Here is a 20,130-nt window from a genome sequence, read left to right as displayed (position 1 = left end):
CCAAATTGTCTGCTGCGCCAGGCAGCAGCGATCAGCTCCAAGGAGAGTCAGCGCCCTTGCCGTCGACTCAGACACTCGCATCATTCTTCAAATGACGGGCTCAGTCGCACCGTTTCGCCAATGATCAGCAAGCCCGGTCGAGGACCGTAGGGGGGAGCGATCTCGACCAAGCGGCGCAATGGGTGGGCCAGAACGGACTGTGTGGGTCGGGCACCGTCCTGGACGATGGCCGCGGGTGTGTCGGGCGGCAGCCCGTGGGCGATCAAGGCCTGGGCAATCTGCGCCAGACGCTGAACGCCCATGTAGAACACCCGGGTCTGCCCCGCACCCGCCAGGGCTTGCCAGTCGTGACTGGCCTGGTCGTCCGCCAGATGGCCGGGCAGAAACACGCAGCTGGCTGCAAGGTGGCGGTGAGTCAGCGGAATGCCAGCCGCGGCGGAGCAGCCGCTGGCGGCTGTCACACCGGGCACCACCTCGAATGCAATGCCGGCCGCCTGCAGCGCCAGCACTTCCTCGCCACCACGTCCGAACACATAGGGGTCACCACCTTTGAGGCGAACGACGCGCAGGCCCTGGCGCGCATGCCCCACCAGCAGGTCATGAATCTCTTCCTGCGGGACCGCGTGGTGTCCCAGCGCCTTGCCCACGTACACACGCCGGGCGGCGGCCGGGATCAGCGCCAGCACATCCTCGGCGATCAGCCGATCGTGCACCACCACTTGGGCCTGTTTCAGCCGGTTCAGCGCGCGCAGCGTCATCAGGTCGGCCGGTCCCGGCCCGGCGCCAACGATGCAGACCGAGCCCGCAGCCGGCGTCTCACTCACCATCGATGACCCCCGGTCCCTGGTGGAACACCAGATCGGCGACTACCTGTCCGCCCACCAGGTGCTGCCCGATGATGCGGTCCATGTTGTCGGGGGTCACGCCGTGGTACCAGGTGCCGTCGGGCTGCACGCACAGGATGGGGCCGCCCTTGCAGGCAGCAAAACAGCTCACGCGGCTGCGCTTGACGCGAAGCGCGCCTTCGTTCAGCCCGGCGGCCTTGAACTTCTCGCCCAGGCTGTCGAACAGCACCTGCGCCGCGCCGTCCTGCGTGCAGCGCGTGCCGGTGCAGACCAGCAGGTGCCGGCGGTAGTCGCCGATGCGGGGTTTTTCTGTGCTGCTCATGCCTCGGTCTCCTCTGTGCCGGCCTCGGCCGGTGCGTGTGCATCGGGCGCCGCCAGCACCTGTGCGATGTAGTCGGCGGGCAGGCGGTGTCGGCTGGCGAGTTCGACCAGTCCCGCGCCGGCTGCGTGCTCGGCCCGCAGCCCCTCGATCCAGCCCAGCAGGCCACTGGAGAGCGAGCGGCCGGCCTTCTCGCCTTCGCGGGTCTCGAAGCCCTGGTCCACGTCGTATTTGTTGGCGTAACCGCGCGGGGTGACCATCAGCCCCTCGCGCAGGAAGGTGCTGCTGTTGCCGATCAGCACGGTGCTGAGCATGCCAATCTCCTGTTCGGCCATCTGGTCCAGGGTGGTGTGCACGATGTGCTGGCGGCGCCGGTAAGCGCTCTTGACGATCGCCACCGGCGTGTCCGCCCGGCGGTGGCGCAGGAACAGGCGCTGCGCCTCGACGATCTGGCGCGTGCGGCGCCCGCTCTTTGGGTTGTAAAGCGCCACCACGAAGTCGGCCGCGGCGGCGGCGTCCAGGCGCCGGGCGATCACCGGCCAGGGCGTCAGCAGGTCGGACAGCGAGATGGAGCAGAAGTCGTGCGTCAGCGGCGCGCCGACCAGGGCCGCGCAGGCGTTGATGGCCGACGCGCCGGGCACGATCTCCACCGCCACATGGTCCTCCGGCGTCCAGCCGGCCTGGAACAGCACCTCGTAGGTCGGGCCGGCCATGCCATAGACGCCGGCGTCGCCCGACGAGATCAGCGCCACCTTCTTGCCGGCGCGGGCCGCGGCCAGCGCGTGCACGGCGCGGTCCAGCTCTTCGGTCATGCCCTTGCGCACGACTTCCTTGCCGTCCAGCAGGTCGGCCACCAGCTTGATGTAGGTGACGTAGCCAACCACCACGTCGGCCTCGGCGATGGCGGCGCGCGCGCGGGCGGTCATGTGGTCGGTATGGCCGGGGCCGATGCCCACCAGGCTGATGCGGCCGGTGGTGCCCGCGTTGCGCGGGGCAGTGACGGGGGTGTCTGTGGTCATGTCGTTCCTTGGGACGGGCGGGGGTTCAATGGCAAGGCCGCGGTCAGCTGTGCAGCGGTTGTTCGGTGGTGGCGCTGGTGTCGGTGTTCCAGGACGGGGCCCAGTTGTTCTCGGTGAACAGGGCCGGCACCGGACGCGCCTGGCGCCACTGTTGCTGGATGAGCAGGGGTGTTTCGTAGAAGCGATCCACCGGACCGATGCACAACAGGCCCAGCGGCACGGCGCCCGCGGGCAGCGCCAGCAGCGTGTGCAGGTCGCCGGGTTCGAACAGCGACACCCATCCGAGACCCAGGTGTTCGGCGCGCGCGGCCAGCCAGAGGTTTTGCACGGCGGCGCCCGCCGAGCACCACGCCATTTCGCTCGCCAGCGTGCGGCGACCGAACAGCGTGCCGTCGTCTGGCGCCAGCACCAGCGCCCACAGTTCGGCGCACTCGCGCACCCCTTCCACCCTCAGTGCCAGGAACTCAGCCGCACGGGGGCCCAGGGCCTGCGCGGTGCGCATGCGCTCCTGGTCCACGGCAGCGGCCAGCCGGTCGCGCAATACAGGGTCGGTGATGCGCAACACCCGCAGCGGCTGCATCAGGCCCACGGACGGCGCGGCGAGCAGCGCCGATTGCAGGCGGGCCCGCACGTCTTCGGCGACCTGCGCACCGGCAGTGAAGTGGCGCATGTCGCGCCGCACCTGCATCAGCGCCTGCACGGCTTCGCGTTCGCTGGCTGTGAAACGGCGCGCCGGATCGGGGTTGGCGACACAGGGCGGGATGGCTGTGCGCGGCATCACCCGCGCCACCGACACCGTGGCGTTGCGCCCGTCGCCGCCGCGCAGCCGGTGCTTCTCGACGCACAGGGCGGAGGCCTCGGTGGTGCCCGCGGCCAGCAGCGCCGCGGCTTCGGAGACCGAAGGGGTGCCGGTGTGGCGGCGCACGGTTTCGGACGGGTGGGGCACCACCACCTCGGCCAGCTGGGTGGCGGGGTAGAAGTGCAGCGGCCAGCCGGCCTGCGCGGCCAGCGCCAGCAGCGCGGGTTCGTCGGCCTTGAGCGTGATGCTGCCCACGCCGGTCACCTGTCCGCGCTGAAGGCCGGCCACGGCCAGGGCTTCGTCGACCGCTCGCGCCAGCGTAGCCAGGGGCGTGCCGCGGTCGCAGCCGATGCCCAGGGCCACCTTCATGCCGCGGCCTCGGTGGTGGCGTCGTTGCCGGCCGGCAGCGGCGGGCGGTACACCACCAGCCGCTCGTGCAGCGTCTGCCAGAGCGTGTCGTCCACCGGGCGGTGGGTGATCCACAGCACCGCGCGGTAGCGGGCCAGATCCACATCCTCCAGGCGCGTGTGGCGGTGGATGTTCGGCGGCAGCGGGGTGGGGCGGGTCCACCAGTGCGGGCTGCCGGCCTCCTGCACCACGGCCACCGGTTCCTCGTTGACCACCGCGGCCGAGACGCGGGTGATGTTGAGTTTGGGCGCCTCAACCTGCCAGCCCAGCTCACGGCCCAGGATGTCGACCGGGATGGTCTTGCCCACGTCCGACGCGGTGGTGAGCACCGCCGTGGCGCCCAGCAGCGCGGCCACGGTCTCGGCCATGGCGTTGGCGCCGCCCACGTGGCCCGAGAGCACGGGAATGACGAACTGGCCGGCGTCATCCACCACCAGCACGCCGGGGTCCTCGTCCTTGCTCTTCAGGTGGGGTGCGATCAGCCGCACCACCGCACCCAGTGAGACGAAGAACACGATCTGGTCGAAGGCCTGGAAGAGCGACCCGATCTGGTCCTTGAACGCGCCTTCGTACGCCTGCACCGGGTTGGACAGGCCCCTTGTGGCTTCTGCAAACTTGGCCGCGACACAGAGCGACGCCTGAGGCAGCTGCCGCGCCAGCGTGGCCGCCTGGGCAGAGCCGTGTTTCGTGATGGCGACCAGGCAGACGCGGGGAGGGGCGGTGATGTCCGGGTTCATGGGGTGGTCTCCAGTGGCGGTGGGCCGCTCTTTTTCAGGCAGCCCTTGATGCGCTCGCCGCGCACGCGATGAGGGTTCTTCACGATCAGCAGCGAGAGGTAGCTGACCTTGCTGCCGCGCAGCGTGAGCAGTTCGGGGCCGGACAGCCGGCGCTCGTCCAGCGCGCCCACACGCTCCACGAAATGCGCGCCGGCCAGCAGGTCGCGCGCCTCCAGCCAGTCCAGCAGGTCCTCGATCAGCGGCTTGATCTTCATCAGCACCAGGGTGTCGAAGTCGGGCAGCAGCCGGTCGACCGCGCCAACGCCGTAGGCCGCCGGCACGATGGCCACTGTGTCGTCCTGCTCGGCGAACGGTTCGCCCACATCCGCACAGGCCGCGGTGAACGAATTGACTCCTGCGATGATGCGCACCGGCACCCGCTCGTCCAGCCCGCGCAGGGTGCGCGCGAGGTGGCCGAAGGTGGCGTAGGTGGAGGCATCGCCCTCGACCAGGAACAGCACCTCGCGCCCGGCCTGCAGCCAGGGCAGCACGGTCTGCGCGGCCTTCAGCCAGGCGCGCGCCAGCTTCTCGCCGTCGTGGGTCATGGGAAACAGCAGCGGCGTGTGCGTTTCGGGCAACGGCAGCCCGGCGCGCATCACGATGTCCAGCGCATAGCTGGGCGTCTTGCCACTGCGCACCGGGTAGACCCAGATGGCGTCGCGGCACTCCAGCGCGGCCCAGGCCGCGCGGGTGATCAGGCCGGGGTCGCCCGGGCCCAGCGAGATGCCGTGCAGGGTGCCCATGCGCGGGGTGGTTGAAGGCGTGACGTCAGCCATGCGCCGTCTCCTCGGCCGCCACCACCGGCCCGTGTTCGCCGTGGCCCATGGGGCCCACGCCGGCGCACACCAGCCACACCGGGTTCTCGGCCGCCATGCGGTGCATGTGCAGGATGGGGCGGCTGCGCGCCGCCTGCAGCTGCAGCACGTCCCAGTCGGCGTTCAGCTGCTGCAGGGCCTGGGTGGCGGTGGCCAGGTTCTCCAGTGTCACGAAGTTCATCACCAGCCGGCCGCCGGGCCGCAGGCGCCGCAACACCTGCTCGATCAGTCCGGCCAGCTCGCCGCCCGAGCCACCGATGAACACTGCGTCGGGGTCGGGCCAGTCCTCCAGGCCCTCGGGCGCCTTGCCGTGCTGCAGCGTGTAGTTGCTGACGCCGAAAGCTGCATGGTTGCGCCGGGCGATGGCGTGGTCGGCCTCGTTCTTCTCGATGGCGAACACATGGCCCTGCGGGCACAGGCGGGCGGCCTCCAGGCCCACCGAACCGCTGCCGGCGCCGATGTCCCAGACCACGCTGTCGGCGTGCAGCTGCAGCCGCGCCAGGCTGACGGCGCGCACCTCCTGCTTGGTGATCAGGCCTTTCTCGGGCTGGCGCTGCTCGAAGGCGCTGTCGGCCAGGCCGAAGCGCACCGGTTGCGGTCGCGGCCGGGTGCGCCACAGCAGCACCACGTTCAGCTCGGCAAAGCGCATGCTGGCCGCCTCGGTGGGACTGAGCTGCGCATGCACCTGTTCGTCGGGCTGCAGCAGGTCTTCAGCCACGGCCATGTGGAAGTCGCTGCCCAGACCTTCGGCCAGCAGCAGGCGGGCGATGCGGTCGGGGCAGTTGGCCGGGCTGGTCAGCAGCAGCAGGCGCTGCTCGGCGCGCAGGGCCTGGGCCAGCGCGTACAGGCCGTGCGAGGGTGGGGCACCGCGCTGCCACTCGCCTGCGTCGGCGGCGTGCACGGAGACGATGCGTGCGTCCTGCCAGGCCAGGCCCACGCGGGCACAGGCCAGTTGCAGGGTCGAGAGGTTGGGCAGGATCTCCAGCGCGTCCAGGCACAGGTGCTGGGCAAGGTAGGGTGCGATGCCGTGGCACAGCGGGTCGCCGGTGGCCAGCACCACGCAGGACTGGTGGGCCTCGCGTGCGGCGCGCACCCAGCCGGGCACGGCCTTCAATTGTCCTGTCAGGTCGTGGGTGAGGGTGCCGGGCTTGAGTGCGTGGCGGAACAGCGCCAGCGTGCGCGCGCCGCCAATCACCACGTCGGCCGTGCGCAGGTGGGCCAGCGCGGTGGCGCCGAGGCTGGCCACGCCGTCGTCGAGCACGCCGATGACGCGGCAGCGGTTGGGATCGTGGGAGGGCAGGTCGTTCATTCGGTGTCGAAGTCGAAGTGGTGGGTGTGGCCGATGCCGGTGCGGCCGGCGGTGGCGGGGCGGGGGCGCGCCTCGACGGGGGCCGAGCGCACGTCGGCCACCAGCTTGCCGCTGAAGTCGCACACCAGCACGCGCAGCGCAAACGCGTGGCCGTAGCGCTCGGGCGCGGTGAGTGTGTCGATGGCGCGCTGTGCGAGCGCCTGGTGAAAGGCCGGGCCCAGGCCGCGTTCGACCATCAGCTCGGCGCCGAAGCGCGCGGTCTCGGCGGCGGCGATGGCGGCGCAGTCTTCGTCCGTGGCGCCGATCTGCCGGGCGATCTCGGCGACCAGGTCGGTGTCCACCACGTTGCGGTTGGCGTGGGTGATGGTCTCGCCCTGGGCGATCTTGGTCAGCTTGCCCACCATCACGCCCAGCACCACCTCGGGCAGGCCCTGGGCCACCACCTCATCCAACGCGTAGCGCAGGAAGTCGCCCATCTGCACGAAGCAGGCGGCGGGCAGGCCAGGGCGTTCCGCACGCAGCGTCTGCATGGCAAATGTCTCGGTGCGGCCGCCGGTGGTCAGCGCCACCACACCGTGGTCCAGCGTGGCCGCCACCTGGATGCCCTGCACCACGCTGGCCCGCCAGGCGGCGGTGGAATAGGGTTTGACGATGCCGGTGGTGCCCAGGATGCTGATGCCGCCCAGGATGCCCAGCCGCGCGTTGGTGGTCTTCTTCGCCATCTCCTGGCCGCCGGGCACGCTCACGGTGACCTCCAGCCCGTGCTGTGTGAGTAGCCTCGGCGCGGCCTCGCGCAGGTTGTCGGCGATGTTCTGGCGCGGCACCGGATTGATGGCCGGACCGCCCACCGCCAGCCCGAGGCCAGGCAGCGTCACCGTGCCCACGCCGTCGCCGGCCACGAACGCGATCTCACCTGCCTTGCCGGGCAGCAGGCGCAGGTCCACCGTGAGGTGCGCGCCGTCGGTGCAGTCCGGGTCGTCGCCCGCGAACTTCACCACCATGGCGTGGGCGCTGTGCGCATCGCAGCGCCTGTCGTGCACGTCAAAACGCACCCGCTGGCCGTTGGGCAGCAGGCTCTCCATGGCGTCGGGCACCTGCCCGGTTTCCAGCCCCTGCGCCGCGGCCCGGGCGGCCGCGGCCGCGCAGGCGCCGGTGGTGAAGCCGGTTCGTGTACCGCGCGGGGTGGTGCTTTCCATTCAGGCGCCCTCGGCGCGTTGCTGTGCCTCGGCCAGCGCCAGCAGCGCGTGCAGGGCGGCGACCACCAGGGTGGAGCCGCCCTTGCGGCCGCGGATGACGATCCAGGGCACGTCGGCGATCTGCGCCATCAGGTCTTTCGACTCTGCGGCCGACACGAAACCCACCGGCATGCCCACCACCAGGGCCGGGCGCACGCCGTCCTCCATGATCAGCCGCACGAGTTCGATCAGCGCGGTGGGCGCGTTGCCGATGCCGACGACGGCGCCCTGCAGCAGGCCCAGGCGGTGTGCCTTGCGCATGGCCTGCACGGCGCGGGTGGTGTTCTGCGCCTGCGCCTGCGCAATCACGTCGGCGTCGCTGATGAACTGGTGCGTGGACATGCCGAAGTGCGCCAGGCGCGGCCGCGACAGGCCCGAACAGATCATCTCCACATCGGCCACCACGGGGGTGCCTCCGCGCAGCATCGCGGCCACGCCCGCACGCACCGCGCCGGGGTGGAAGTCGGTCAGGCCGTTGAACTCGAAGTCGGCGTTGGCGTGGATCATGCGGCGCACGATCGGCCACTGCTCGGCCGAGTAGGCGTGCCGCCCGGCCTCGGCGTCGATGATGGCGAAGCTGTCGTGCTCGATGGCCTGGCCGGCGGCGGTGAGCTGCTCGGTGACGGTGTTGACCGTGCTCATGCGGCAGCACCCTCGTGCGCATGGCTGTGCACGTGCACCGGGGCGTGCGTGTGCTCGTGGGAGTGCCCATGGCCCATGTCGTGTGCGAGCTCGCGGTAGCTGCAGCCGTCGCAGGGCAGCTTGCTGTCGGGCACACCGGCCAGCAGGTCGTGCACGCGCTGCTCCACCAGTTCGAAGATTTCTTTCTCGAACCCGAAGTGCGTGCCGCAGGCAAAGCGGATCTGCGGGTACTGCGCCCGCAGGTGGTCCACCTGGCGGTGGATGCGCTGCATCAGCGTGCCGGTGTAGAGGTAGTAGGGCAGCACCACCACTTGGCGCAGGCCGATCAGCACCTGCCGCTGCACCACGCGCTCCAGCCGCGGAAAGGTGATGCCGGTGAAGGCCAGGTCCACCAGCTCGTGGTCGCTTTCTTCCTGAAGCCAGCGCGCCATCTTGGCCATGTCGCCGTTGGCGCCACGGTCGGACGAGCCCCGGCCCAGCAGCACCACGCCGGTGGTGGTGGGGTCGGGCATGTCCAGCGTGGCCATGGCCTGGCGCAGGCGGCGCTTGAGGATGGCGAGGATGGGGTCGCAGGCGCTCAGGTGCGGGCCGTAGAGGAACTCGACGCCGGGTGCGTGCTCGCGGGCGTGCTCGATGGCCTCGGGAATCTCCATCTTGGCGTGACCGGCGGCATTCAGGATCAGTGGCAGCACCAGCACGCGGCGCGACGACCGCGCCGCGGCCAGCAGGCCATCGTGCAGCGAGGGCGCGGCAAATTCGATGAAGCAGACCTCGATGCGCCAGGCCGGCTGGCGCGCGCGCCACTGGTCGACGAAGACGCGGATTTCCTGGTTGCCGGTGTCCTCGCGCGAGCCGTGGCCCACCAGCAGGATCGTGGTGTGATTCATGTCGTGGCTTTCCTGAAGCGGTGTGTGAAGCCCGGGTCGTAGAGCCGGGACCGGGTCAGCTCGGGCCAGTGGCGCGCGCCCAGCGTGGGGCTGGCGATCACCATGGCCTGGCTGACGATGCCAGCGTCGCGGCACTGTTGTTTGATGGTGGCCAGCGTGCCGCGCACGATGCGCTCTTCGCCGGGCCAGCTGGCCTTGTGCACCACGAGCACCGGCGCGTCGTCGGACCAGCCGGCGGCGCGCAGGCCGGCTTCCACCTTGTGCAGCAGCGTGATGGACAGAAAGATGCACAAGGTCGTGCGGTGCGCCGCCAGCGCGGCGAGGTCCTCGCCGTCGGGCATGGGCGTGCGGCCTTCCACCCGCGTGAAGATGGTGGTCTGCGTGACCTCGGGCAAGGTGAAACTCTCGACCGCCGCCGCCGCCGAGGCCATGGCCGAAGACACGCCCGGCACCACCGCCACCGGCACGCCCGCGGCGTCCAGCGGCTGCACCAGTTCGATGAGCGTGCCGTAGAGGGCCGGGTCGCCGGTTTGCAGGCGCACCACGGTGTCGCAGCGCGCCGCGTTTGCGATCAGCCAGGCCGACATCTGCTCCAGCGTCATGTCCTTGCTGTCCGCGATCAGGCAACCCGGCGGTGCCCAGCGGGTGGCCGCCTCGTTCACCAGCGAACCGGCGAACAGGATGGCCCCGGCGCGCGCGATCAGGTCGCGCCCCTTGACCGTGACCAGGTCCGGGTCGCCCGGACCCGCCCCCACAAACCAGACCGTTCCGAGGCCCATGGTGTGCCCCCGGTCAGGCGGCCTGGTGCAGACGGCGATCCACCACCGCGCTGCCCTGCAGGCCACGCAGCGTCTTGGCCAGTGCGAGCACGGCCAGATCGATCAGCGGCTCGGCCAGCACCACGCTCATGTAGGCGGCGCCGAAGCTGCCGATGCTCACCAGGTTCTCGGCGCCCAGGCCACGCCCGTAGAGCGCCCAGAAACCCACCCACAGCACGATGCCGCCCTGGTAGGCCAGCGACAGCTTCAGGGCCTGGCCGTAGCGCAGATCCACATAGGCCATCTGGTCGGGAATCACGCGGCGAGCCAGCGCCGCGGTGGCGAACAGCGGCACCAGCAGCGTGGTCACGTTCATACCGTACTGCGGCAGGTCGAAGGGTGCAAAGAACAGGCCCTGGATCAGCAACCCACCCGCCAGCCCGATGGCCGCGGGTGCCGCGCCGAACAGCAGCATCAGCGTGGTGCCCAGGATCAGGTGCACCTCGGACACGCCCACCGGGTGGTGCGGCAGCACCTCGAAAAAGCAGAACACCAGCGCCGTGGCCAGCGCGGCCCGTAACAGCAGGGCCGCTGCGCCGTCCTTTCTGATCGCGTCCGCGGACAGCTTGGCCGTGTAGCCGATGCAGGCGGCCGCCGTGGTGTAGCTCAGGGCGAGCTTGGCCCCGTCCACCAGACCTGGTTCGATGTGCATGAAGTGACTCCTTGGGTTGGATGCGTTGGACACAACGCGGTTAAAAAGTCGGCAAAGACCCAAGGGAGAGGTGAGGACAGGTTCCGTCGGCGAACGGACAGCCCCCGGCGAGCGCACGCGCAGGCGCTGGCACAGACTCGCAAAGCAATGCGAAGGGACGACATGAGAACACCGGCGAAGACCCCTCACCGCCTTCCCCGACGGTGTTTGGGTAATGCGGCTGCGCTTGGGGCGCAGCCTCCTTGTTGGCCGGTATCCGGGCTGACAGAACGTTTCTCAAAGCCTTCCCGGTGTGACCCAGTGGCGAAACTTTGAGAAATGGGGGCCTTGGCAATGCCTTGGACCACCCGTCTGCTTACCGTTGCGGGGGCAGCGCAGGTTAGGTTCGTCCGTGTGGGACTCGCCCTCCTGCTTCCCGTTGAACTGCGATGCCTGAACAGCATCGCGAGCACCAACAGCTTTTATTCTATACCCCCAAAAATTGCTCGGAGCGTTTGAGCGGCAACGTTGCAATCCTAGAGCTCGTGCATCGGAGCATGGAGCACAGGCGAGAGGCTCGTATAGGCTGGGAGCAGACCGCCATGTCGACTCTGCCATGCTACGCAGTCGATAGAAAGCCGACTTACAAAGTGCGCTCCATTTCTTCATCCAGCCAAACGCAAGGTCTTCACCAACAGCGCATACAGCCCATCCACCGCCTTGTTGCCGCGTGACTCGCGGCTGCGGTAGACGGCCACCTCCATTGGGATCAGCGGCCCCAGGCCCTGGTCCGCGCCCAGCACCATCAGGTGCGGCGGTGCGCTGCACTGCGTTAGCACGGCCACGGCCAGGCCGCTGTCAACCGCCGCGATCTGGCCGGCCAAGCTGGAGCTGTTGTAGACCACCTTGTAGCGCCGCCCCTGCTGCGCCAGCGACTGGATGGCGCCGCGCCGCGCGAGGCTGGCCTCTTCGTACACCGCGATCGGCAGCGGGTCGCGCCGCCACAGCTCGAACTGCGGCGAACCCACCCACACCATCGGCTCGTGGAACAGAAGGGTCCCACGGCGCGCGTGATCGCGCGAGACCAGGGCCAAGTCCAGTTCGCCACGTGCCACACGCGGAATCAGCGCGGGCGACTGCTCGCAGTGCAGTTCGATCTCGACGCCGCTGTGCTTGGGCGCAAAGCGCTTGAGCACCGGTGTGAGGTACTTCGCCGCGTAGTCGTCTGGCACACCCAGGCGCACCCGCCCAGTCAGTTCCTCGCCGTGCAGCGCGGCCTGGGCCTCAGCCTGCAGATCCAACATGCGCCGCGCGTAGCCCAGTAGGGTCTGGCCGTCGGGCGTGAGCGCCAGCTTGCGCGGCCCGCGCTCCAGCAGGCGTCGGCCCACCGCGTCTTCCAGCTTCTTGAGCTGCATGCTAACGGCTGACTGTGAGCGGTGCACATCGCCCGCGGCGCTGGAGAGCGAGCCCGTGTCCACCACGGCCACAAAACACTTGAGCCAGTCGAGTTGAAAGTCCTGCGGGGTCATGTCAATGCTCCATCTATGCGTTTATCGAATGGAAACGATGTGAATTTTGCGCTTTTCGGAGAGCCAAAAACACCGCACAGTCACGTACATGACCACGCACGACAACTTTCTCGGGCAAAGCGCCCTCACCCGCCAGTTGGTGTGGACGGGTTTCCGGCAGATGGTGCCCATCGGCGCCTTCGTGGCAGTGTTCGGCGCCGCCTTTGGTCTAGCGGCCCTGCAACACGGGCTGAGCGCCGCCTCGGCGGTGGGTATGAGCACCCTGGTGTTTGCCGGCGCGGCGCAGTTTGCGGTGCTGGATCTGTGGGGGCAACAGGTGCCGATGCTGGCGTTGGTGCTGACGGTGTTCGCCATCAACGCGCGCCACCTTCTGATGGGCGCCACGCTTTACCCCTGGCTGCGCCAGCTGCCAACCACACGGCGCTACGGCGTAATGGTGCTGGCGTCCGATGCCAACTGGGCGCTGAGCATGCAGGCGTTTGGCCGCGGCCAGCCCGGCTTGGGTCTGTTGCTGGGCGGTGGCCTGGCGCTTTGGGTGTTCTGGGTGCTGGGTACCTGGCTGGGCACGCAGGTGGGCGACCTGATCGTCGACGCGCGGCGCTGGGGCCTGGACATGGTGATGGGCTGTTTTCTTCTGGCCATGGCAGTGGGCGGTCAGAAGAACCCGCGCCTGCTCGCCATCTGGGCGGTGGCGGCCTGCGCGTCGCTGGCCGCGCACCGCTGGCTGCCCGAGAACAGCCACGTGGTGACCGGCGCGTTGGCCGGCGGTCTGCTGGGCCTGTTGTGGATGGAGCGTGGCGATGAGCGTTGAAACCCTGGGCGGGGGCACGCTGCTGATCGTGGCCGTGATGACGCTGGTGACCTTGGCCACGCGCTGGGGCGGCGTCTACGTCATGGCCTTCGTACCTATCGGCCCGCGTGTGCGGCGCTTCATCGCCGCCATGTCGGGCTCGGTGCTGGTAGCCCTGCTCGCGCCACTCGCGGTGAATGGCGACGGCGGCGCCCGTATGGCGCTGGCTACCACGGCGCTGGTGATGCTGGTGTTCAAGAAGCCATTGCCCGCGATCGCAGCTGGTATCGTGGCGGCGGCGGTGTTCAGGCAGTGGTGATTCGGACAATCAACTCAATTCCAGAAGACGAAGCGCGGGAAACCTCCGTTAGGCAGATTTCAGTCTGGGGAGAACGCAGATCGGATTGAGCCAATGCCTGTTTCCACGCAGGTAGCAGTCTTTCATTGCCTACCAAGCGAGCGGCAGCAACTGTTTAGGGTTGTGGGATACCTGCCCGGAACACCCCCCGAGCGACAAGCGCCCCCGACCTGAGGGCAGGTGTCGCACAAGCCTCGGGGGAGGAAACCGCGGAGAACGCCAACGCAGGTGTTCAGGGCGCAAACGCTATGGGGATTTGGGCAGCGGCTTGACGACCAAGACCTGCAGGCAAGCGGCGCCAGTGTGCCATTGTGTGTGGGTGGGGCCTGGCGCAACTGCGGTGTTGCACCCTTCACAGGGGGCGGCATGCGTTCTGGACCGCCATTTCCAGCGCCGGGCATGCACCAACCCCGCCGACGGACCCAATCGCATCGACATCCAAGACAAGTGGTGGTTCAGGGGACTGTTCATGATGGAGGTGGCGCCCGAATGGCCTGCCCGTTCATCCAACTTTGCACGATGACCATCGCGTGGCCGCAGTGCCTGCAGACAAAGACTGGTGGCGCTGCGCTGGACGACCCATCGTCTTGCCCGTCGTTGCCCGATGGGACTGCGGCTTGCCCGGGAGCGGCGCCCAACAACTGGCGCGCCAGCGCAAGGCATTCCCTGCGGTTGCCATTGGCCAGCAAGCCATAGTGGCGGATGCGATGGAAACCGCTGGGCAGCACATGCAGCAGGAATCTGCGCATGAACTCCTGGGGCGCCAGCGTCATGGTCTTGTGGCGCGTGCTCCCCTTGGCACGGTAGTCCTTCCATTTAAAAATTACCCCGCGCTCATCCATCGCAACAAGCCGGCTGCTCGTGATAGCCACCCGGTGCGTGTAGCGAGACAGGTAGGCCAGCACCGCCTGGGGGCCGGCAAACGGCCTCTTGGCATAGACCACCCACTCGCATTGGCGCATCGGAGCCAGCCACTGGCTGAAGCAGGCACCATCAGCCAGCGCCGCCAGTTCGCCGAAGAACCTCAGCCGCCCCGCCTGGTGCAGGCGCAACAGCTCTTCGATGAAGCGCCGTCGCATCAACCTGGACAGCACGCGCACCGGCAGAAAGAAGCCCGATCGGCAAGCCACCCAGGACTTGCCGTCAGGAGCCAGTCCACCGCCTGGCACGATGCCATGTACATGCGGGTGATGCGTCAGTGCAGAACCCCAGGTATGCAGCACCAGCGTGGCACCGATGCGTGCACCCAAATGCTTGCGGTCAGCAGCGATGGTCTGTAGCACCTCGGCGGCGACATCAAACAACAACCCATAGAGTCCTACCTTGTTCTGGTACGCCAGATCTGCAATGGGCGCGGGAAGCGTGAAGACCACGTGGTAATACTCCACGGGCAGCAGATCAGCCTGGCGGGCATCGAGCCAGCGCTTGGCTGCAGCGCTTTGGCACTTGGGGCAGTGTCGGTTGCGGCAGGAGTTGTAGGAGACCAGCTCGGTGGCGCAGCTATCGCAGCGCAACACATGTCCCCCCAGTGCCGCTGTGCGGCACTGCTCAATCGCCGACATGACCTTGAGCTGAGACAGGCTCAAGTGACCGCGCTGGCTGTCACGCCAGGCGGCACCATGCTTGTGGAAGATGTCGGCGACCTCCAGAGTGGGCCGCTGCACGCGCGCACCTTCAGGCGGCAGGCATGGGCTCCAAGGGGCCGATCACCTCGCGCAGCAGGTCAGTCGCCACGTGGGCGTAGATCGATGTGGTCTCCAGTTTCTTGTGCCCCAGCAGCACCTGGATCACGCGGATATCGACCTTGCGCTCCAGCAGATGCGTGGCAAAGCTGTGGCGCAGGGTGTGGGTAGTGACCCGCTTGTTGATACCAGCGGCATCGGCTGCCGCATGAACGGCGCGGTTGAGCTGGCGAATCGAGAGAGGCTCCAAGGGCGTCATGCCTGGGAACAGCCAGCCGCCAGGCAGCATCTTGCCCTGGGCATGGGCCAGGTGCCACCAGGTGCGCAGGCGCCGCAGCAGGACAGGGCTGAGCATGGCGTAGCGGTCCTTGGCACCCTTGCCTTGCTCCACGCGCAGCGTCATGCGCTGGCTGTCGACATCGGTGACCCTCAGGCTGACGACCTCGCTGGCGCGAAGACCTGCGCCATAGGCAACCGATAGAGCCACCTGGTGCTTGATGTTGTGGGCCGCAGCCAGAAGGCGTGAGACTTCTTCGCAGCTCAGGACCACAGGCAAGGTGCGAGGTAGCTTCACGGGCTGCATCTTGGCCATCAGCTCGATGCGTCCCAGCGTGATGTCGAAGAAGAACTTCAGGCCCGTGAGCGTGGCGTTGAGCGTCATGGGCGATGAGCCCGTGTCCACCAGATGGAGCTGGAAATTGCGCAGATCCTCCACCGTGGCCACGTCGGGCGAGCGCTTGAGGTAAGCGGCCAGCTTGCGCACGGCACGGATGTAGGCTTCTTGCGTGCGAGGCTCCAGCTTGCGCATTCGCATGTCCTCAAGCATGCGTTGGCGCAGCGGCGAGATGGAGGGGGTCGAAGGGATCATGATCGCGCTCCTGTCGAAGAACGAGGCCGATTGCCTCACTCGCCAACATAGACAGGGGCGCGATGTTTACTCTGTGTCAGGGCCTTCGCGGCGGGCTACCGCGCGAGCGGTTTAGTCCTTCGCTGCTTATGGAGAGCTCTCCATAAAGGCTGTTATGCACAGCACGCAGTTATGGACAGTTGGCCAGTCTGAACGCGCCAGAGGCTGTGATCGCCCTGGTAGATCGCAAGGAGGCGGTGCCGTTGAACTGGACATAAGTTCGCAGTCGGCGCATGAATGGTGATCTCACAACTGGAGATCACCATGGACTTGATTCTTTCGATGCACCCGATGGCCAGGGCATGGCTGCTCGATGGCCCGCTGTCTTCATACGTCGGGGCGTTCCAGGCATTGCTGGAGCGCGGCCGGTACGCCGAAGGCAGCTCGGAGACTGCCCTTCGTGCCTGGTCGCACTTTGCCCACTGGATGGCGAAGTGCCAGGTATCTGCCGAACAGATCGACGAAGCCCTCGTCGAGCAGTTTCTGGATTCGCATCTGCCGCGCTGCGACTGCCATCCCGCGGCTCTGCGTACACGCAGCGGCTTGAGCGCCAGTCTCGGACACCTGCTCGCCTTGTTGCGGGAACAGCATGTCATCGTGGAACTGCCAGGCCCCAGCGGTCCCATTGCAGAAGAACTGAACCGTTACAACGTCCACATGCGCGACGCCCGCGGCCTGGCGATAGGCACGCGCGAGGATCGGCTGGTACTCGTAGGTCGTCTGCTGCAATGCAAGTTCGCGGGCAAGGCCATCGCCATCGGCGAGTTGCAGCCGGAAGACGTTCGCGGCTTCATCGCAACCGAGCTCACGCGGGTCAGCAGCGGGTCGCATTCCAGCGCGGTCACTGCTGCGCTGCGGGCCTACTTCCGATACCGCGGGACCTGCGGTGACGCAGTGAACAGCCTGCTCGGCGCTATCTCGTCGCCGGTGCGATGGAGCCAAGCATCGTTGCCGCGCGCGCTGACGACCGAGGAGGTCCAGCGCCTCGAAGCGCATTGCGCCGAGGCCAAGCGGGCTCCGCTGCGCCTGCTGGCCATGGTGCGCCTGGCCTTGGATCTCGGACTGCGCGTGGGCGAGATCGCCAAGCTGGAGATCGGCGACTTCGATTGGCGTGCCGGAACGGTGACCTTGAAGCGAACAAAGTCCCAGCGCCAGGATGTCCTACCGCTGCCGGTGCTCACCGGGCAGGCTCTGGCGGAGTACATGAGACACGAGCGGCCCGCAACCACGCTGCCATCGCTGTTCGTCCGTCGGTTGGCGCCACACGACAAGCCCATCGGCGTCGATGCAGTGAGCCAGGCAATCGGGCGTGCCCTGCGAGGTGCCGGCATCTCACGCGGTTGCCATTCGTTGCGTCACACGCTGGCCTGTCGCCTGGTCAACAGCGGCAGTTCGATCAAGGAGGTCGCCGATGTGCTTCGGCATCGATCGCTGGACACCTCGTTGATCTACGCCAAGCTCGACTTGCAACTGCTTGCCGAGGTCGCTCTGCCTTGGCCTGGGAGTGCATCATGAGCGCCGCAGCATCGGCGAACATCGACCTCACCGCCAAGGTGGAGCAATACCTGGCTGAACGCCTGCGCCTCGGGTTCAAGCCGTGCTCCTCTGATCTCGCTGTGCGCAGCTTCACTCGCTTCATGGTCGGAGAGGGACGCGACATCGCGTTGACGGTAGACGTGATGGTCCAGTGGGCGCACCAGGTACAGCCTCGGTATCTCGTGGGCGGCCGGGCCAATGTCGACACGGCAGCGCGCCGACTGGCAACGCTGCGCCCCTTTATGCGCTGGCTCCAGCAGTTCGATCCGACTGTCGAAGTTCCTGACGATTCCAGCTTCGGTCCGATCCCGCGCCGCGTGGCGCCTCACATCTACAGCGAAGCCGAGATCGCGGCATTGATCGTCGCTGCCCGCCGACTCGGCCCCTCGGATGGCCTTCGTGCCACCACCTATGCAACGCTGTTCGGTCTGATCGCATCGGCCGGGCTTCGGGTCTCTGAAGCGATCAACCTGGCCGACTCGGATGCAGATCTGGACGGCGGCATCCTGACCATACAGCAGACCAAGTTTGGCAAGTCCCGCATGGTGCCGCTGCACCCCAGCGTGATCGGTCCGATGGCAGCCTACCGGGCCTTGCGCCGCCAGTACGTGCCTGCGAAGCCGCAGATGACATTCTTCGTGGGCTCGCGTGGCGTGCACCGGGGTGAACCGCTGGGAGATCGGCAGGTGCATCGAGTGTTCTGTCAGCTGCGCGAGCAATTGGGTTGGATCGATCGCGGCGGCCATGGCCGACCGCGGGTGCATGACCTGCGCCATAGCTTCGCCGTGAGACGGATGATCCTGTGGCACCAGCAGGGAGCGAACCTTGACCAACGAATGCTGGCCCTGTCCACGTACATGGGCCACATCAATATCTCCAGCACGTACTGGTACCTGAGCGGCGTGCCGGAGTTGATGGCGTTGGCCGGCGCTCGATTCGAACGCTTCGCCGACGTCGCGGAGAACGACGATGAGTAGTTCTGAACACCGCAAGCCCGCTCCGCCGAGCTTCGCGACGCTGGTCCAGTCCTTCTTCGCCGAGCACCTGACGCAGCAGCGCGCGTTGAGCCCGCAGACCGTTGCGGCCTATCGGGACGCGTTCGTGCTGTTCCTGGACTTCGCCCAGGCGCAACTGCACAAGACGCCCACGACGCTGTCGCTCGCCGACCTGACGCCCGCGCTGATCCTGGACTTCCTCGATCATCTCGAACGCGATCGGCACAACACCGTTCGCAGCCGCAATGCGCGACTGGCCGCGCTGCGCTCGTTCCTGAAGTTCGCGGCCCGGCGAGACGTGACGGCACTTCAGGTCGTCGAGCAGGCGCTCGGCGTGCCGATGAAGCGCTTCGAGCGGCCGATGTTCGAGTTCCTGACACGCGAGGAGATGCTGGCCGTGATCGGCGCGCCAGGAGCGGATTGGATGGGCCAGCGAGACAAGCTGCTGCTGGCCCTGCTGTACAACACCGGTGCCCGCGTGTCGGAGGCAATCGGCGTAAAAGTGGGCGACGTCGTGCTGGCACCCGCCGCCTGCGTGCATCTGCATGGCAAGGGACGCAAGCAGCGGTCGGTGCCGCTCTGGCGATCGACGGTCAAGGTGATCCGCGCCTGGCTGAAGTTCAACCCGGACCTGACTCCCACGTCGGCGCTGCTGCCCAACCGTGGCGGACAGGCGATGACGCGGTCCAACGTGACGCAGCGCCTGGCATTGGCCGTCAAGAAAGCCGCGCTCACGACGCCGAGCCTGGCCGGGAGAACGATCTCTCCACACTGCCTGCGTCACTCGACCGCTATGCACCTTCTGCAGTCGGGCGTGGACATCAGCGTGATCGCTCTGTGGCTCGGACACGAGAGTCCGGCGACAACGCATCAGTACATAGAGGCCGATCTCGCCATGAAGGAAAAGGCACTGGCCAGGCTTCAGGATCCCAATGTGGTCCCACAGCGGTTCCGGGCAGAAGACGATCTGTTGAAGTTCCTCAAGACCTTGTGATTACGTGAAGTTCAAAGACGCGACCGCAGCCCTCTTGCGAGGGCGGCGACGCCGCGCTGCCGGACCAACTGTGCATAACTGCGTGCTGTGCATAACGCTGCAGAGCCGACCTCGAGCGTGGGAGCTCCCTCACGCTTACCACCACTGACTTGTTGAATCGCGGGCCGGGCCGGAACGGCGAGGTGTGGCAGAACACCAGCAGCTGGCTGGCCAAGCTGCCTTGCTTGCGCAGCTTCTCGGCCGCACGGCTGGCGAACTCGCTCACTGCCTCCAACAGCGGTGGCAGCTCGGTCACTGCATGGCCGAATGACCGGGTGCAGGCAATCTCTCTCTTGGGCTCGGGCGCGTCATCGAGCTCGATGCACTGCATGCCCTGCAGCTCACGTACCGTGCGTTCCAGCACCACACTCCAGCGCCTGCGCACCATGGCCGGATCCAGCCGGGCCAGGTCCAGGACTGTATGCACCCCGCACTGATGCAGCTGCGCGCCGATCTTGCGGCCTACGCCCCAGACTTCTTCCACCAGCGTGGCGGCTAGAACTTCGTCCAAGTCCTGGGCGGGAAGGACGGTCAGGTTGCACACCTGGGCCAACTCGGCCGGATAGCTTCCTGGTTTGCGCTCGGCCGTCTTGGCAATGTGGTTGGCCAGTAAAACCACCTGCGAGTGAACTGATCGACTGTGTGATCGTTGCTTTCCCTGGGAAGCTTCCCTGTTTTTCTACTATTTTGTCTGTAACTTTGTCTTTAAGTGCCCTGAATCGACGTCGTTACGGACATTCGGATAGGTTGTTGCGATCACAGGCCGTCGGCGGACAGCGATTGGGAAGCTCCCCCGA

Annotated in this window: 20 protein-coding genes, 1 pseudogene and 1 riboswitch; of the genes and pseudogenes, 5 read left to right on the top strand and 16 right to left on the bottom strand. The window is 67.5% G+C overall.

All coding sequences use genetic code 11. The features are described from left to right. Positions 1–80: 80 nt before the first annotated feature. From cobA to AAFF19_RS21215, 13 genes are all read right to left on the bottom strand, one after another. A complete protein-coding gene (gene cobA, locus AAFF19_RS21275) occupies positions 81–827 on the bottom strand; it encodes a uroporphyrinogen-III C-methyltransferase (RefSeq protein ID WP_008906444.1) in 747 nt (248 codons plus the stop codon). After that, positions 817–1,167, bottom strand: coding sequence for an NAD(P)H-dependent oxidoreductase subunit E (locus AAFF19_RS21270; RefSeq protein WP_008906445.1), 351 nt, complete (start codon positions 1,165–1,167; stop codon positions 817–819). Before AAFF19_RS21270 ends, cobA begins: the two co-directional genes overlap by 11 nt. After that, complete coding sequence (gene cobJ / locus AAFF19_RS21265; protein WP_008906446.1) at positions 1,164–2,183, bottom strand: precorrin-3B C(17)-methyltransferase; 1,020 nt, start codon at positions 2,181–2,183, stop codon at positions 1,164–1,166. The genes AAFF19_RS21270 and cobJ overlap by 4 nt, the downstream gene beginning before the upstream one ends. A gap of 43 nt (positions 2,184–2,226) precedes the next feature. Further along, positions 2,227–3,351: a 5,6-dimethylbenzimidazole synthase gene (gene bluB, locus AAFF19_RS21260; protein WP_024814081.1), complete on the bottom strand. Its 1,125-nt coding sequence runs from the start codon at positions 3,349–3,351 to the stop codon at positions 2,227–2,229. Next, a complete protein-coding gene (locus AAFF19_RS21255; RefSeq protein WP_008906448.1) occupies positions 3,348–4,127 on the bottom strand; it encodes a cobalamin biosynthesis central domain-containing protein in 780 nt (259 codons plus the stop codon). Before AAFF19_RS21255 ends, bluB begins: the two co-directional genes overlap by 4 nt. Continuing rightward, positions 4,124–4,942 carry a precorrin-2 C(20)-methyltransferase gene (gene cobI, locus AAFF19_RS21250; protein WP_182121076.1) on the bottom strand — a complete coding sequence of 273 codons (819 nt, stop codon included), beginning with the start codon at positions 4,940–4,942 and terminating at the stop codon, positions 4,124–4,126. Before cobI ends, AAFF19_RS21255 begins: the two co-directional genes overlap by 4 nt. After that, positions 4,935–6,290 carry a bifunctional cobalt-precorrin-7 (C(5))-methyltransferase/cobalt-precorrin-6B (C(15))-methyltransferase gene (locus tag AAFF19_RS21245; protein ID WP_008906450.1) on the bottom strand — a complete coding sequence of 452 codons (1,356 nt, stop codon included), beginning with the start codon at positions 6,288–6,290 and terminating at the stop codon, positions 4,935–4,937. Before AAFF19_RS21245 ends, cobI begins: the two co-directional genes overlap by 8 nt. Then, a complete protein-coding gene (locus AAFF19_RS21240; RefSeq protein WP_008906451.1) occupies positions 6,287–7,486 on the bottom strand; it encodes a cobalt-precorrin-5B (C(1))-methyltransferase in 1,200 nt (399 codons plus the stop codon). The genes AAFF19_RS21245 and AAFF19_RS21240 overlap by 4 nt, the downstream gene beginning before the upstream one ends. Then, positions 7,487–8,167 carry a precorrin-8X methylmutase gene (locus tag AAFF19_RS21235; RefSeq protein WP_024814083.1) on the bottom strand — a complete coding sequence of 227 codons (681 nt, stop codon included), beginning with the start codon at positions 8,165–8,167 and terminating at the stop codon, positions 7,487–7,489. Then, entirely contained in the window at positions 8,164–9,054 is an 891-nt protein-coding gene (locus tag AAFF19_RS21230; protein WP_008906453.1) for a sirohydrochlorin chelatase, read from the bottom strand. The genes AAFF19_RS21235 and AAFF19_RS21230 overlap by 4 nt, the downstream gene beginning before the upstream one ends. Beyond that, complete coding sequence (gene cobM, locus AAFF19_RS21225) at positions 9,051–9,833, bottom strand: precorrin-4 C(11)-methyltransferase (RefSeq protein WP_008906454.1); 783 nt, start codon at positions 9,831–9,833, stop codon at positions 9,051–9,053. Before cobM ends, AAFF19_RS21230 begins: the two co-directional genes overlap by 4 nt. 13 nt (positions 9,834–9,846) lie before the next feature. Beyond that, the gene (locus AAFF19_RS21220; protein WP_008906455.1) at positions 9,847–10,524 is read right to left on the bottom strand and encodes an energy-coupling factor ABC transporter permease; all 678 of its coding nucleotides are present in this window, start codon (positions 10,522–10,524) and stop codon (positions 9,847–9,849) included. Between the two features lie 229 nt (positions 10,525–10,753). Continuing rightward, positions 10,754–10,995, bottom strand: a riboswitch (cobalamin riboswitch). Positions 10,996–11,168: 173 nt separating this feature from the next. Then, positions 11,169–12,032 carry a LysR substrate-binding domain-containing protein gene (locus tag AAFF19_RS21215; protein ID WP_182121077.1) on the bottom strand — a complete coding sequence of 288 codons (864 nt, stop codon included), beginning with the start codon at positions 12,030–12,032 and terminating at the stop codon, positions 11,169–11,171. Positions 12,033–12,120: 88 nt separating this feature from the next. Here AAFF19_RS21215 and AAFF19_RS21210 point away from each other — a divergent pair, with 88 nt between their 5' ends. Together AAFF19_RS21210 and AAFF19_RS21205 are read left to right on the top strand one after the other, a co-directional pair. Then, a complete protein-coding gene (locus AAFF19_RS21210; protein ID WP_246331148.1) occupies positions 12,121–12,843 on the top strand; it encodes an AzlC family ABC transporter permease in 723 nt (240 codons plus the stop codon). After that, positions 12,833–13,141 carry an AzlD domain-containing protein gene (locus AAFF19_RS21205; RefSeq protein WP_182121078.1) on the top strand — a complete coding sequence of 103 codons (309 nt, stop codon included), beginning with the start codon at positions 12,833–12,835 and terminating at the stop codon, positions 13,139–13,141. Before AAFF19_RS21210 ends, AAFF19_RS21205 begins: the two co-directional genes overlap by 11 nt. 506 nt (positions 13,142–13,647) lie before the next feature. On the opposite strand, the gene AAFF19_RS21200 is transcribed toward AAFF19_RS21205, so the two are convergent. Both AAFF19_RS21200 and AAFF19_RS21195 read right to left on the bottom strand, forming a co-directional pair. After that, positions 13,648–14,844 carry an IS91 family transposase gene (locus AAFF19_RS21200; RefSeq protein WP_008903193.1) on the bottom strand — a complete coding sequence of 399 codons (1,197 nt, stop codon included), beginning with the start codon at positions 14,842–14,844 and terminating at the stop codon, positions 13,648–13,650. 10 nt (positions 14,845–14,854) lie between these two features. Continuing rightward, a complete protein-coding gene (locus AAFF19_RS21195; protein ID WP_008903194.1) occupies positions 14,855–15,730 on the bottom strand; it encodes a site-specific integrase in 876 nt (291 codons plus the stop codon). Positions 15,731–16,033: 303 nt separating this feature from the next. Between AAFF19_RS21195 and AAFF19_RS21190 the strand changes: the two genes are divergently transcribed. The 3 genes from AAFF19_RS21190 to AAFF19_RS21180 are packed head-to-tail and all read left to right on the top strand — an operon-like array spanning position 16,034 to position 19,294. Beyond that, a complete protein-coding gene (locus AAFF19_RS21190; protein ID WP_235516236.1) occupies positions 16,034–17,284 on the top strand; it encodes a site-specific integrase in 1,251 nt (416 codons plus the stop codon). After that, a complete protein-coding gene (locus AAFF19_RS21185) occupies positions 17,281–18,282 on the top strand; it encodes a tyrosine-type recombinase/integrase (RefSeq protein WP_092699375.1) in 1,002 nt (333 codons plus the stop codon). Before AAFF19_RS21190 ends, AAFF19_RS21185 begins: the two co-directional genes overlap by 4 nt. Then, positions 18,275–19,294: a tyrosine-type recombinase/integrase gene (locus AAFF19_RS21180; RefSeq protein WP_008903159.1), complete on the top strand. Its 1,020-nt coding sequence runs from the start codon at positions 18,275–18,277 to the stop codon at positions 19,292–19,294. The genes AAFF19_RS21185 and AAFF19_RS21180 overlap by 8 nt, the downstream gene beginning before the upstream one ends. A 127-nt stretch (positions 19,295–19,421) precedes the next feature. On the opposite strand, the pseudogene AAFF19_RS21175 reads toward AAFF19_RS21180, so the two are convergent. Continuing rightward, positions 19,422–19,943: pseudogene (locus tag AAFF19_RS21175) on the bottom strand (DNA polymerase V subunit UmuC); the annotation flags it as partial. Positions 19,944–20,130 lie beyond the last annotated feature (187 nt).

The sequence above is a fragment of the Acidovorax sp. FHTAMBA genome, from assembly GCF_038958875.1.
Taxonomy (GTDB): domain Bacteria; phylum Pseudomonadota; class Gammaproteobacteria; order Burkholderiales; family Burkholderiaceae_C; genus Acidovorax.
Note: the sequence above shows the minus strand (reverse complement) of the source record. Positions and strands in the feature narration are given on the sequence as shown.